At 41.2% G+C, this 13,977-nt stretch carries 12 protein-coding genes; 2 read left to right on the plus strand and 10 right to left on the minus strand.

Annotated features, from left to right (window positions below):
• Nucleotides 1–9: 9 nt before the first annotated feature.
• The 4 genes from G564_RS0111450 to surE are packed head-to-tail and all read right to left on the minus strand — an operon-like array spanning nt 10 to nt 2,740.
• Nucleotides 10–567 (minus strand): C40 family peptidase, encoded by a 558-nt coding sequence (locus G564_RS0111450; protein ID WP_037373916.1) that lies wholly within the window; start codon nt 565–567, stop codon nt 10–12.
• Nucleotides 564–1,682, minus strand: coding sequence for a lipid-A-disaccharide synthase (lpxB, locus tag G564_RS0111455; RefSeq protein WP_029037784.1), 1,119 nt, complete (start codon nt 1,680–1,682; stop codon nt 564–566). Before lpxB ends, G564_RS0111450 begins: the two co-directional genes overlap by 4 nt.
• Before the next feature lies 1 nt (nt 1,683).
• Nucleotides 1,684–1,965 carry a hypothetical protein gene (locus G564_RS0111460; RefSeq protein ID WP_029037785.1) on the minus strand — a complete coding sequence of 94 codons (282 nt, stop codon included), beginning with the start codon at nt 1,963–1,965 and terminating at the stop codon, nt 1,684–1,686.
• Nucleotides 1,958–2,740 (minus strand): 5'/3'-nucleotidase SurE, encoded by a 783-nt coding sequence (gene surE, locus G564_RS0111465; RefSeq protein ID WP_029037786.1) that lies wholly within the window; start codon nt 2,738–2,740, stop codon nt 1,958–1,960. The genes G564_RS0111460 and surE overlap by 8 nt, the downstream gene beginning before the upstream one ends.
• 146 nt (nt 2,741–2,886) lie before the next feature.
• Between surE and G564_RS0111470 the strand changes: the two genes are divergently transcribed.
• Nucleotides 2,887–5,019 carry a carboxy terminal-processing peptidase gene (locus G564_RS0111470; protein ID WP_029037787.1) on the plus strand — a complete coding sequence of 711 codons (2,133 nt, stop codon included), beginning with the start codon at nt 2,887–2,889 and terminating at the stop codon, nt 5,017–5,019.
• Nucleotides 5,020–5,461: 442 nt separating this feature from the next.
• Here G564_RS0111470 and rodA read toward each other — a convergent pair whose 3' ends face one another.
• The 6 genes from rodA to purH are packed head-to-tail and all read right to left on the minus strand — an operon-like array spanning nt 5,462 to nt 12,513.
• Nucleotides 5,462–6,712, minus strand: a complete 1,251-nt coding sequence (gene rodA, locus G564_RS0111475; protein ID WP_029037788.1) for a rod shape-determining protein RodA — start codon at nt 6,710–6,712, stop codon at nt 5,462–5,464.
• A 2-nt stretch (nt 6,713–6,714) separates the two neighbouring features.
• Complete coding sequence (gene mrdA, locus G564_RS0111480; RefSeq protein WP_029037789.1) at nt 6,715–8,583, minus strand: penicillin-binding protein 2; 1,869 nt, start codon at nt 8,581–8,583, stop codon at nt 6,715–6,717.
• Entirely contained in the window at nt 8,580–9,089 is a 510-nt protein-coding gene (locus G564_RS0111485) for a hypothetical protein (RefSeq protein ID WP_029037790.1), read from the minus strand. Before G564_RS0111485 ends, mrdA begins: the two co-directional genes overlap by 4 nt.
• On the minus strand, nt 9,082–9,909 hold the full coding sequence (mreC, locus tag G564_RS0111490; protein ID WP_029037791.1) for a rod shape-determining protein MreC: 828 nt from the start codon (nt 9,907–9,909) through the stop codon (nt 9,082–9,084). The genes G564_RS0111485 and mreC overlap by 8 nt, the downstream gene beginning before the upstream one ends.
• A 9-nt stretch (nt 9,910–9,918) precedes the next feature.
• The gene (locus tag G564_RS0111495) at nt 9,919–10,947 is read right to left on the minus strand and encodes a rod shape-determining protein (RefSeq protein WP_029037792.1); all 1,029 of its coding nucleotides are present in this window, start codon (nt 10,945–10,947) and stop codon (nt 9,919–9,921) included.
• Nucleotides 10,948–10,986: 39 nt separating this feature from the next.
• Complete coding sequence (purH, locus tag G564_RS0111500; protein ID WP_029037793.1) at nt 10,987–12,513, minus strand: bifunctional phosphoribosylaminoimidazolecarboxamide formyltransferase/IMP cyclohydrolase; 1,527 nt, start codon at nt 12,511–12,513, stop codon at nt 10,987–10,989.
• Between the two features lie 147 nt (nt 12,514–12,660).
• Here purH and G564_RS0111505 point away from each other — a divergent pair, with 147 nt between their 5' ends.
• Nucleotides 12,661–13,914 carry an ABC transporter permease gene (locus G564_RS0111505; protein ID WP_029037794.1) on the plus strand — a complete coding sequence of 418 codons (1,254 nt, stop codon included), beginning with the start codon at nt 12,661–12,663 and terminating at the stop codon, nt 13,912–13,914.
• The last annotated feature ends 63 nt before the right edge of the window (nt 13,915–13,977 follow it).

Raw genomic sequence — 13,977 nt, forward strand, 5'->3', positions numbered from 1 at the left:
GATAATAATTTATAGAATGCGCCGCGCCATTACAAAATGTTCCCGCCAGTAATTTTCATCCATTCCCGAAATTATGACACCGCGGGAGGTGCTGGAATGGATAAACAGGATCCTGTCATGATCCAGTTCGACCACAAGTCCCACATGGTTAATGTTCTTTTTGCGCCTGTCTGTTTTGAAAAAAAGGAGGTCACCGGTCTTTACCTGGGTCAGTTGAAGTTCCTCACCTAAAAGTGCCATATCTCTTGACGATCGCGGGAGTTCTATTTCCTTTTGCAGAAATGAAGTGTAAACCAGGCCCGAACAATCCATTCCCTCAGGGGATGTGCCTCCATATTTATATTTTGTTCCTAAGAATTGAAGGGCGTGATCGATAATATTATAAGTCTCTCCCTCCAGGTCTTCTATGATCTCCTCCCCGAGGTCTACAAAATCGGGTATTTCGGCAAATGGAGTGCGTTCTTTTTTATTCTCAGTTTCCCAAGAAACAACTCCCGCCTTCTTATGGGTGCCACAGGAGGACAGGCTAAAAACTAAAAACAAAATTCCAAATTTCCAGATTTTCATGAAGCTGAAATTTTTTGATATATAAGACGTGCTGTGTTCTCACTGGCTCCTTTACCGCCAAGTTTTTGTTCAAGCTCTAAATAATCGGCAAATATTTTTTTTCTTTGCTCCTCTGAAAGAATTTTTGTGAGCTCTTTTTTGAGGTTCTTGTGATTGAACTCATTCTGAATGAGTTCCTTTACAACTTCGCGGTCCATGATAAGGTTGACCAGGGAAATATACTCGAGGTTAATGATACGTTTGGCAATTTGGTAGGAGATAAAGTTTCCCTTATAGCAAACTACTTCCGGAACTTTTAAAAGGGCAGTTTCAAGAGTGGCTGTGCCCGAAGTAACCAAAGCTGCAGTTGATATTTCCAGGACGTCATAAGTCCTGTTCATTACCAGGTGCACGTTCTTCTTTTTTATAAAAGGCCTGTAGAATTCTTCTTCCTGGCTGGGGGCACCTGCGATTACAAACTGGTAATCTTTAAAATCATCTGTAACGCTTAACATGATCTCCAGCATCTTGGAAATCTCCTGCTTGCGGCTCCCGGGGAGCAATGCAATTACCGGCCGATCATCCAACCCATACTTTGCCTTGATCTTTCTTATATCTACCGGTGGACGATCTCCAATAGCATCTATGAGTGGATGTCCCACGAAATTAACCTTAAATCCGTGTTTTTCCTCATAAAATTCTTTTTCAAATGGCAGGATGACGTACATCTCGTCTATGTCTCTCTGAATGTCTTTTATCCGGTTTTCCTTCCATGCCCAAATCTGTGGAGAGATGTAGAAATGAGTTTTGTAACCTTCCTTTCGGGCCCATTTGGCAATGCGCAGGTTGAAACCGGGATAATCCACAAAAATAATAACATCGGGGTTCCAGGCTTTGATGTCTTCCTTGCAAAAAGAAATATTTTTTAAAATAGTGCGCAGATTCATGATCACTTCGGCGAAACCCATAAAAGCCAGGTCCCGGTAATGTTTAACCGCAGTGCCACCTTCTTCTTCCATGAGATCACCTCCCCAGAACCTGAACTCTGCTTTTGGATCTGTCTTCTTGAGTGCCTTCATTAAGTTGGCAGCGTGAAGGTCTCCTGAGGCTTCTCCTGCGATGATGTAGTACTTCATTTTATACCAGCTTTATAATTGCAATCACGATCGCAGCGAGTATAGAGGCCATAAGGACTCCCCGGGCACGATAGATTTTTTCCTTTTTCAGGAAATAAAAGAACGGCAGGAAATTAAGAATAGCACCTGCAGTGATCAATGTGCCGATAAAATCTCCTTTTACTGACTCCTTAATTGTCTCCATGACAGAAAGCTCAGAAAATATTAGAATGTAAATGAGCATTCCCAGCAGGTTGGTACCTATACCTGTTAAAAATCCTATGAAAATTTCCTTTTTAATCATTCAGTTCCCAGGTATTTAAGTCTCTAAGGAACTGATGGGCCGTAAGATCAAATTGAACCGGAACCACCGAAACATAACCTTGTGACAGGGCATATTCATCGCTGTCTTCGCCTTCATCTTCATTTACAAATCGGCCCGAAAGCCAATAGTAATCCCTTCCCTGGGGATTGGTTCTCTTGTCAAATTCCTCTTCCCAGCGGGCATTGGCCTGCCGACACACTTTAATTCCTTTAATTTCAGATTCTTTAAGCTTTGGCAGGTTGACATTTAGGACAACCCCCTTTGGAAGACCGTGTTTTAAGACCTGCCGGGTAATACGCTTCACGAATGGCTTAGAAGGTTCGAAGTCGGCGTTTAGGGAATAATCCAGCAGAGAAAAACCTATTGCCGGAATGCCTTCTATTCCTGCTTCTACTGCTGCGCTCATGGTGCCTGAGTAGATCACATTTATAGAGGAATTTGAGCCGTGGTTTATGCCGCTTACACAAAGATCGGGTTTGCGGTGCAGGATCTCCTGGGTGGCTATTTTTACGCAGTCGGCCGGAGTGCCCGAGCAGCTGTATTCTTTATGTTTATACGTTTCTTTTACTGTCACCTGGTCACAAAACAAGGTATCACTAATTGTAATGGCATGTCCCATTCCGCTTTGAGGGCTATCGGGTGCTACAACCACCACATCTCCCAATTGTTTCATTACTTCTATTAGAGCCCGTATTCCCGGAGCCGTTATTCCGTCGTCATTAGTTACTAAAATGAGCGGTTTTTTCTGAGACATTTGTGAAAATTTTATGGTCGCTAAAATAAATTAAAATCCTGAGGAAAGCCTTATATTCGTAAATTAACAAAAAGGAGATATACTATGTAACTTGGCATAGTTTTTACTGTAGTAGAAGTATACTAATGATGAAAATACGTAGCATAATGAAAAGGAATTATAAACTACTTGTGCTGGTGTTGCTGTTTGCCGCAGCTTCCTGCAGCTTTACGACCAAAACATTTAATGATCCCAATAAAGACAAGACTTTAATTGAGCTCATTACCTATGTTCTGCAGAATGGCCATTACGATGCCAGGGAAGTAGACGATGCCTTTTCTGCTGAAGTATATAAAGATTATCTCAATGCTATAGATCCCTTAAAAAGATATTTCTATGCCAGTGATGTTGAGGAGTTTCAGAAATATGAGACTCTTATTGATGATGAAATTAAGAATAGTGAGATCAATTTCTTTGATCTTACACATGCCCGTCTTGTAGAGCGTATGGCCGAAGCTGAAGGTATGTACAGGGAGATCCTCAAGCAACCTTTTGATTTTAATGCAAAGGAAGAGCTGGATACAGATTACAGCAAACGTGGATATGCAACGGATAAAGAAGAAATGAAGGAAAGATGGAGAAAGCAATTAAAATTTTCTGCTATTTCCAACTTTTATGATATAAAGAAGGAACAGGAAAGAGAGTTAGAAAATGACCCCGGTTATGCTGCTAAATCTGATGTCGAACTTGAAAAAGAAGCCCGGGAACTGACTCTTAATTCACTTGAGGAATATTTTGATTTTAGTTCAGATCTTGAGCGTAAAGACTGGTTCTCTGTATACGTGAATGCTATAGTAGAGGAATTTGATCCCCATACTTTTTATTTCGCGCCACAGGATAAAGATCGTTTTGATATGGCCATGAGTGGAAAGCTGGAGGGAATTGGAGCCCGTCTTCAAAAGAAAAACGACAATGTAAAAATTGTAGAGGTGATCTCGGGAGGACCTGCCTGGCGAGGTGAGGAAGTCGAAGTTGGTGATGAGATCATTAAGGTAAAACAGGAAGATGAAAAAGAAGCAGTCAGCGTTGTTGGTATGCGCCTGGATGATGCCGTAAATCTTATAAAAGGACCAAAAGGTTCTAAGGTGACCTTAACTCTTAAAAAAGTAGATGGTACGCTTAAAGAAGTAGAGATTACGCGGGATGTAGTTGAAATTGAAGAGACTTATGCAAAAGCTGCAGTGGTTGAAAAAGATGCCCGCAAATACGGAGTGATCAACCTGCCAAAATTCTATTTTGATATGGAAAATTATTCTGAAAGGAATGCAGCTTCAGACGTTAAGAAGGAGATCATTAGACTTAAAAAAGAAGGAATGGACGGGCTGGTGCTCGATCTGAGAAATAACGGAGGAGGTTCCCTTAAAACCGTTGTAGACATTGCCGGATTGTTTATTAAGGAAGGTCCTATTGTTCAGGTAAAATCCAAATTAGAAGGACAGGAAGTACTTAAGGATAACGACCCTTCAATTCTTTGGGATGGACCTCTTGTTATCCTCGTAAATGAATTATCTGCATCTGCTTCAGAAATTCTAGCGGCAGCAATGCAGGACTATAAAAGAGCTGTAATTATTGGTAGCAAACAAACTTATGGGAAAGGTACTGTTCAAAATGTACTGGACCTTAATCGCTGGGTTAGGAATAGTGATCTTGGAGACCTTGGAGCCTTAAAGATCACCACTCAGAAATTCTACAGGGTGAACGGAGGTTCAACTCAGTTAGAAGGTGTGAAAAGTGACGTAGTGGTGCCAGACAGGTATTCTTTTATAGACATTGGGGAAAAGGACATGAATAACCCATTGCCGTGGGACCAGATCCAGGCAGCATCTTTTAAGGAGTGGGAAGGATATATTGACTTTGAGGAAACTCTTTCAAATAGTCAAAAACGAATGGCAAACAATGAGCATATTGATCTTATCAGAGAAAATGCTGAATGGATAAGAGATCAGAGAAATAATACAATTTATCCTCTGAATTTTGAAGAATATAGAAGAGAGATGGAGCAGAATGAAGAGCAGGCTAAGAGATTTGATAAGATCTCAGAATATGAGTCTAATCTAACTTACCAATCCCTCCCTTATGAATTAGATCTGTTTGCAGTAGATACCGTTCTTGCCGAGAAGAGAAAGAGATGGCATAAGAGCCTTAGCAGTGATATCTATATGGAAGAAGCAGTTCATGTACTTGAAGACATGAAAATGAATAACATCAAGAAATCCGGTATGGCGAATATCAAAAATTAGAACCTGAAATTATAAGGTGTCAAAAAGGGCTTTTTCGAAAGCCCTTTTTTTGTGCTCTCTAGTATATAGTATTGAGTTTTGAGTATTGAGTACGGAGTAGTGGGAGCTTTAGAAGCAATTTTGATGTAGGCTCTGTAGGTTACCAGGTAGAGGATGGTCCTAAGAAAGTAGATTGAAGCAGGAAGCAAGAAGTGACCAAGAGTCAAGAGTCAAGAGCCAAGACTTTTTTGTACTTGAAAATGAGTAACCGGTTGTTCCCGTTTGAAAAAACATAAAGCTTACCTGAAATTCTCTACCTCACTATTTAGCTAAAAATATATAGGGCCCCGACGATCAAGGGGTAGAAAGGCTCCTCTTAATCTGCCAACAATGGTCTAAGGTCTCAGATCTGAGATCTTACGTCTCATATCTCACTACTCATATCTCACTTCTCAATACTAATCTACCAGAAAGACATCCGGTCTGCATCAAGTTTGATAAAGATGAAGAGGAGAATTGTGAAAGCCCAGAGACCGGAACCACCATAGCTAAAAAAGGGCAGCGGAATTCCTACTGTCGGGAAAACACCTATTACCATCCCAATGTTCACAAAGAAATGAACGAAGAGAATTCCGGCAACGCTATATCCATAAACACGATTGAATTGAGATTTCTGCCGTTCGGCAAGGTGAATGATCCGTAAAATGAGAAATACGAAGAGAAGGACGACTACAGTGCTACCCACGAAACCCCATTCCTCCCCAACAGTACTAAAGATATAATCTGTATGTTGTTCGGGCACAAAATTCCCCTTGGTTTGAGTTCCCTCGGTCCAGCCTTTTCCAAACCAGCTTCCGCTACCAATTGCAATTTCACTCTGGTTTGTGTTATAACCTATTCCGCGATTGTCAACTTCTTTTCCCAGTACAATATTGAACCGGTCCCTGTGGCGCTGCTCAAAAACATTTTCAAACACATAATCAACCGAAAAGGAGATGGCTACTGCCATAAGAAGAATGCTTAAATAAGCTATCGCTCCCGGCCGTTTCTTTTTTCTGAAGAAGTAAGATAAAATAACCATGACAGTAGCACCTATTGACACCCAAACAGGACTAAAGACCAATGTCATCACAAACACCAGGATCCCAAGGCTTCCTGCTAACAGATAAACTCCCGAAAGTCCTTCCCTGTAAAGCGGAAAGAAGAAAGCGGCATAAACCATGGCACTTCCGGCGTCGGGTTGGGGTAGAATAATGAGGGCAGGTAAGGCGATTATAACCAGAGCTTTAAACTGATCTCCTATGTTCTGAATGTTGGTTTGAATGTCACTGACGAATTTTGATAATGCCAGAGCTGTAGCAACTTTGGCAAATTCTGCCGGCTGAATTGAGAATCCGCCAAATACATACCAGGAAGTAGCCCCGTTAATCGTTTTTCCGAAGAAAAAGAGCCCGAGGATAGAGATCAGCGAAAAGATATAAATAACACTGGAGAAACGTTCGTAGAACTTCGCTTCCAGGGAGAGAAGGATCACGATAAGGAAAATGCTCAGCATGATCCACATAAACTGTTTTCCGTAGATCTGGCTGGTATCAAAAAATGAAGTTGCTGTATCGTCTAATGAGGCCGAATATATATTTACCCATCCAATGGTCACCAGTAAAATATAAATGAAAATGGTAAGCCAGTCGAACTGGGAAATCGTCTTGGACATAATTACTGGTTAATTCTAAATGGTTCCCCGCTGTATGGTTTGGCATATTCTTCTTCCAGGCTGTGGGTGAGGATCCACTTTTCCATATCTGTTCGGGTGACTTCTCCTTTGAGATATTTTTCTATCATAAGTCCGGCGATCCGTCCTGCATATCGTCCACCCCAATAACCATTTTCAACAAATACTGCCATAGCGATCTTAGGATTATCAACTGGAGCAAAGGCAACGAAAATAGAGTGGTCTGTGAGCTGAACTCTTTTACCATTTATCCTGGTAAAGTTTTCAGCCGTACCCGTTTTACCGGCGATCTCAATTCCCGGGATCTGTAGTGCAGAAGCTGTACCTGCTTTGTAAACCTGGTGCATTCCTTCTATAACAGGATCAAAATGTTTTGCGTCAATAGTAGTGTACTTTTTCTCGGTGAACTCCTTGATCTTTATCGGGTTTCCATCTATCTCTTTTAAAATATGTGGTGTATAGAACCACCCGCGGTTCGCAATCGCTGCTGTCATATTCGCCAACTGTATAGGGGTCATTAAAACCTCTCCCTGTCCAATGGCATTCGAAATAGTAGCTGTAGAGAACCACTTGTAGGTAGGATAATTATAAATGGCATTGTAGTATTTCGAGGTTGGGATCTTACCCGGTCTTCCAGTAGAGAGATCAGATCCGAGATAATCACCAAGGCCGAAGCTTTTCAGATGATTGGCCCATGTATCTACACCTTCCTGGGGAGTTGGATATTTTTCTATAATACGCCTGTAGACGTTGGCAAAGTAGGCGTTACAGGATTGAGCTATTCCGGGTACCATATCCAGCGGACTGGCATGAGGGTGACATCCCATTTTACGTCCTCTTCCATAGAAGTATCCCCCATGGCAGGAAAATCTTTCATGAGTGTTTACAATTCCCTCCTGTAATCCTATCAGGGCATTTACAACCTTAAATGGGGAGCCCGGCGGATATTCTGCTAAAAGGGCTCTGTCATACAGCGGTTTTGCTATGGTGTCGTAATATAACTTTGTGAAATTTGCAGAACGCTGTCGTCCCACAAGTTCTGCAGGATCATAGTTTGGAGCTGTCACCATAGCCAAAATTTCTCCCGTAGCCGGTTCAATAGCTATAATACCACCTCTTTTATTTTCCATAAGCAGTTCTCCATATTTTTGGAGTTCTGCATCTATAGTAATGGTGAGATCTTTTCCCTTTTTTGGAAGGGTATCATATATCCCATCCTTATAAGCTCCTATATCCCGGTTAAATCTGTCTTTCTGAATATATTTTACCCCTTTTATCCCGCGCAGCAGTTCCTCATAATAACCTTCCACCCCTTGTTTCCCAATAAGGTCACCGGAAAGGTAATAAGGGTTCTCATTAACTATTCGCTGATTGACTTCTGTAATATATCCCAGTACGTTAGCCCCATTTTCTGTGTAATAATCCCTCAAAGAACGCTTCTGAATGTAGAAACCTTCATAATTGCGCATTTTCTCACCCAGGTAGGCGTATTCGCTCTTGGTGAGTTGAGGGATCACAACCGAAGGCAAACGCGGTGAATATATTTTCGCCTTATCAAGCCTGCTAACCAGCTGCTCGGGAGTAATGCTTAATATGTTGCAGAGTTCGGTGGTGTCGAAAGGTTTTAAATTGCGCGGTATCACCATAACATCATATGAAGGCTGATTAGACACCAGCAGCTCTCCATGACGATCGAAAATAAAACCCCGCTGTGGGTAGTCGTACACTACTTTAATGGCATTATTTTCGGAACGCCCCACGAAGGAGTCGTCCAGTACCTGTAGATAGAAAAGCCGGGCCAGAAAGATCAGGCCGGAGGTAATGACAATTAAGTAGAGTAAAATTTTTCTCATCTTGTTGATTTCCTGTTAAATAATGCAAGCGTCAGGAACACCAGAATTATTGTAAAAAGTGCAGAAAAAAATGTTTTTTTAAGAAGTAGCAAGAAATGTGCAAAATTGAAAAATTCCAGTAAAAAGAGTACAAAATGGTGCACAAGCACCATTATTACTACATAGCTTATTCGTGAACCCGGTTGGGTGCTGGAGAATTTTATTGTTTGGTAATCATAACTCACTCCAAAGGAAAACCTGAGAAGTGCCGGTCTTATATATGCTGCGACGAGACAGGCTGCTGCATTTATTCCGCCACTGTCTTCAAAAATATCCACTCCCCATCCTAAAAGGAAGCTTAGAAAAATAAACAGGGTTTGATTGCCATTAAAGGGATAAAGGATCAGGAATAGCACATACAGGTAAGGGTTGATATACCCAAGAAAGTTTATGTTATTAAGCAACAGCACCTGGAGCAAAAGCAGGATAATAAACCTGAGGCTATTTGTGAGGACAATGCTATTCATCTTTTGAGAGATCTTGAAGGGCCCTGATTTCGGCTTGTTGCGTGTTTTCTATGATGTACACGTACCCGATATTAGTCATATCATTGAATAGCTGGACGTCTATGTTATAATAACTTTCACTCTGGTCCAGGGAGTAATTCTTCACGTAACCAATGAGCAGCCCTTTTGGAAAAATAAGAGAGCGCCCTCCTGTAATAATAGTGTCTCCCTCGGCAATTGGAGCGACAGATGGTACATCGGTTAACTGCACAACATTGGGATCCTCTCCGTTCCATACGAGACTCCCAAAATGATTGGATTTTTTAAGTTGCGCATTGATCCTTGAATTTGAGTTAAGAATAGAAATTACTGTGGAATAATTAGGGGAAACATTTTCTACTATTCCCACTATACCCCTGCTGGTCACTACTCCCATGTCTCTTTCTATGCCATCGCGGGCACCGCTTTTTAAGGTAAGATAGTTGTCCACTTTGGCGTAATTATTATTGATCACTTCAGAAGCTCTGAAGATATAACTTGCCTCAAAGGAAGAGGTATCTGTAAAGGATTTAACGTTAAGCGTGTCTTCATATGAAGCAAGCCGCGTACGCAGCCTCTCATTTTCCTCGAGTAGTCTTAGATTATACTGCTCCAGATTAAAGTAGCTGTTAATGTTGCTTGTCCAGCTATAAATACCACCGCTAAGAAAATTGGCAGAACTTATAAATTTACTCTTTTGGTAGGAGTGCGACTGAATGGTCAAAAACAGGGAAAAGGTTAGCAGCAATAAGAATAGAATATTGTTCTTATTGCGAATAAGAAAATTTATTATTTGCTGCATAAGCTACTCCTACTTTATCAAGATGCCCTTATAGCGACTAAGGGTTTTTAGGCAAATTCCCGTCCCGCGCACTACTGCCCGTAATGGATCTTCGGCAATATAAACCGGAAGATCTGTCTTCTGTGATAACCTTTTGTCCAGCCCCCGCAGCATTGATCCACCACCGGCAAGATAGATTCCGGTATTGTAAATGTCGGCTGCAAGTTCAGGCGGAGTTTGTGAAAGAGTTTCCATCACTGCGTCCTCGATCCTTAGGATGGATTTATCCAGGGCTTTGGCAATTTCCCTGTAGGAGATATTGACCTGCTTAGGTTTACCAGTAAGTAAATCCCTTCCCTGAACATTCATTTCATCTGGTGGTACCTCAAGGTCTTCGGTAGCGGCACCAATCTGAATCTTTATTTTTTCAGCAGTACGCTCCCCAACATAAAGGTTGTGCTGCGTACGCATATAATAAACAATGTCATTCGTAAAAACATCTCCGGCAATTTTTACCGATTTGTCACATACGATCCCTCCAAGAGCTATAACAGCAATCTCGGTAGTTCCCCCACCTATATCCACGATCATATTTCCCTTAGGCTGCATGATATCCACACCAATTCCTATGGCAGCAGCCATGGGCTCATGGATCAGGTAAACTTCTTTTCCATTCACCCTTTCCGCGCTTTCTTTAACTGCACGCATTTCCACCTCGGTAATTCCTGAAGGAATACAGATCACCATTCTCAGGGCCGGCGTGAACATCTTCTTCTTTAGTGCAGGAATTTCTTTAATAAACATTGTTAGCATCTTTTCAGATGCGTCGAAGTCTGCGATTACCCCATCCTTGAGAGGACGAATGGTCTTGATGTTCTCATGGGTTTTCCCCTGCATCATGGCTGCCTCCTTACCCACAGCGATGATCTTGCCGGTGGTGCGGTGACGTGCTACGATTGAAGGACTGTCAACTACAACCTTGTCATTATGAATTATAAGAGTATTGGCAGTTCCTAAATCTATAGCTATTTCTTCAGTGAGAAAATCGAAAAATCCCATGTTAAGTCAATTAGTTGAGGTTTGGTAAATGTAATAAAATTAATGTTTAAAATGTCTCGTACCAGTCATTACCATTGCAATATTATTTTCATTGCAATAGTCGATACTCAGCTGATCTTTTATTGATCCTCCCGGCTGAATAACAGCTGTAATTCCCGCATTTCCGGCAATTTCCACACAGTCAGGGAACGGGAAAAAAGCATCACTTGCCATTACTGCTCCCTGCAAATCAAAATCAAAGGACTTTGCCTTGTCAATACTTTGCCTTAACGCATCTACGCGTGAAGTTTGGCCTGTGCCGCTTGCGAGTAATTGATTATTTTTTACCAGGACGATGGTGTTTGATTTGGTATGCTTGCAAATTTTTGAAGCAAACAACAGGTCAGATAACTCCTTGGCTAAAGGTTTATTGTTTGTAGCGTACGTTAAATCTTCTTTAGAATCGGTTTTAGCATCTTTGTCCTGAACAAGAATTCCGTTTAGACAGGTGCGTACCAGTTTTCCGGGAAGATTTGTTTCCTTTTGAACCAAAAGTACCCGGTTCTTTTTTCCTTTCAGGATTTCCAGGGCTGCTTCAGAATATCCCGGCGCTATGACAACTTCACAGAACAATTCATGTATCTCTGTGGCTGTGGCTTCATCTATTTCGGAATTGCTGATCAATATTCCGCCGAAAGCCGAAACAGGATCTCCTGCCAAAGCATCTTTATATGCCTCATGCAGCGTTTCCCGTTGGGCCAATCCACAGGCATTATTGTGTTTTAAAATAGCAAAAGTAGGAGCTTCATTTTGGAATTCATTCATCAGGTTCACAGCGGCATCTACATCAAGAAGGTTGTTATATGATAATTCTTTACCGTGAAGCTTATCGAACATTGCCAAAAAGTCTCCGTAAAAATGTCCTTTTTGATGGGGATTCTCTCCGTATCTTAATTCCATCCCGCCGTTGAAGCTCACTTTGAAAGCAAGTTCTTCGGAATTTAGATGATTGAAAATGGCGGTATCGTAGTGGGAAGAAACATTAAATGCTTTTGCAGCAAATCTTTTGCGGTCCTTCAGGCTTGTCTTGCCATTCCCTTCGGAAATGATCTTCAGAAATTCAGAATAATCTTCAACAGAAGAAACACAGATCACATCCTTAAAATTCTTGGCCGCTGCCCTTATAAGAGAAATGCCGCCAATGTCGATCTTTTCAATAATATCTTCTTCTGAAGCTCCCGAAGCAACCGTCTTTTCAAAAGGGTAGAGATCAACAATAACTATATCAATTTGCGGGATCTCATATTTTTCAAGTTCCGCGAGATCATCGTCATTTTCACTGCGGTTCAAAATTCCCCCAAAAACTTTTGGATGCAGGGTCTTAACTCTTCCCCCGAGGATTGAAGGGTATGAAGTAAGGTCTTCAACAGGTGTTACGTTTATTCCAAGATCCCTGATAAAAGTTTCTGTTCCCCCGGTAGAATAAATGGTTACACCCAGTTCATTAAGTTTCTGTACCACAGGCTCCAGCCCGTCTTTACTGAATACTGAAATAAGTGCAGATCCTGCCGATTTTAAGTCGCTCATTATGTTGGTTTTGTTGAGGTTTCAAAAGTAACCATTTCAGCATAAAATTTAAATCCTGAACCTTTTATTTATTGAATAATTTTGTAACGAATTTTTGCAGTCTGCGTCTTATGAAATACAGGTCTGTAATATCAGAGACAAAGGTATATGCTAATTTATCTCCGGCTCCTAAAAGAGAGCTTTATTTTTGCTATAAATGCACTCAAAAACAATAAGTTGCGCACCATGCTTTCTTTATTGGGTGTGACCATTGGTATTTTTTCTATCATTGCTGTCCTTGCTGCAGTTGAATCTTTAGAGAAGGAAATCAAGGGAAGTTTAAGCGCACTTGATAACAGCACCATTATTCTAACCCGTTTTTCCTTTGGGCCCACAGAAGTACCCCAGTGGAAAAGACAACAGTTCCCCGATGTTACATATGAGGAGTATGAATATCTAACCCGTACCGTTCCCAATACAGAAGCGATGTCTTATGGACTTAATGTATCTTCAGAATCCATAAAATACAATGATAAGACTGCTTCAAATGTGGGAATTGGAGCTGTGACGGCCGAGTATTACGACATAGAGGCTCTGGAGATCGAAGATGGGCGGTTTTTTAATATGGCCGAATCTGTGAGTGGAAGTCCTGTGATAGTTCTTGGACATGATGTTTATGAAAATCTTTTTGGAACTGCCAATCCTATGGGAGAGCAGGTTCGTCTCTACGGAAGAAAATTTACAGTGATTGGTGTTTTAAAGAAAAAAGGCTCCGGACTTTTTGGAGGCAGTCATGATTCTAATGTTTTTGTTCCTGTAAATATCGTAAGACGTGTTTATGGCGGCAGCAATCGTAATACTTTTCCACAGGTGATCATTAAACCTGAAGAGGGAGTGGACAACGCCGAATATATTGCATATCTCTCTCAGCAACTACGAAACTTTAGAGGGTTGAGAAGAGAAGAGATCAATAACTTTTTTGTTAATCAATTACAGGGCTTTGCCGATTTCATTGATAACATTACCAGCCAAATGAATTTCTTCGGATTGATCATTAGTGGGTTTTCGCTGCTGGTAGGAGGTTTTGGTATCGCTAACATTATGTTTGTGAGTGTGAAGGAGCGTACAAATCTCATTGGAATTCAAAAATCACTGGGAGCCAAGAATAGATTTATCCTTTTTCAGTTCCTTTTTGAAGCGGTAATTCTTTCAGTAATTGGGGGTCTTATCGGCTTGTTCCTTGTATGGATTGCTTCAATAATTGCTTCGCAATTTACGGGCAGCTTTGAATTCATTCTCTCTCCATGGAATATGTTTATTGGAACTGCGGTTTCTGCAGTTATCGGTCTTATCTCCGGAATAGTGCCCGCCATTTCGGCTTCTAAACTGGATCCTGTAGAAGCGATCAGGACCGGGATGTAAAGGATGATCAAGTTTTTCTGAGGTAAATAAGCAGAGAAATGAAACTGTTATCCCGGTAAAAGA

This window comes from Salinimicrobium xinjiangense DSM 19287, from assembly GCF_000423585.1.
Classification (GTDB): Bacteria; Bacteroidota; Bacteroidia; order Flavobacteriales; family Flavobacteriaceae; genus Salinimicrobium; species Salinimicrobium xinjiangense.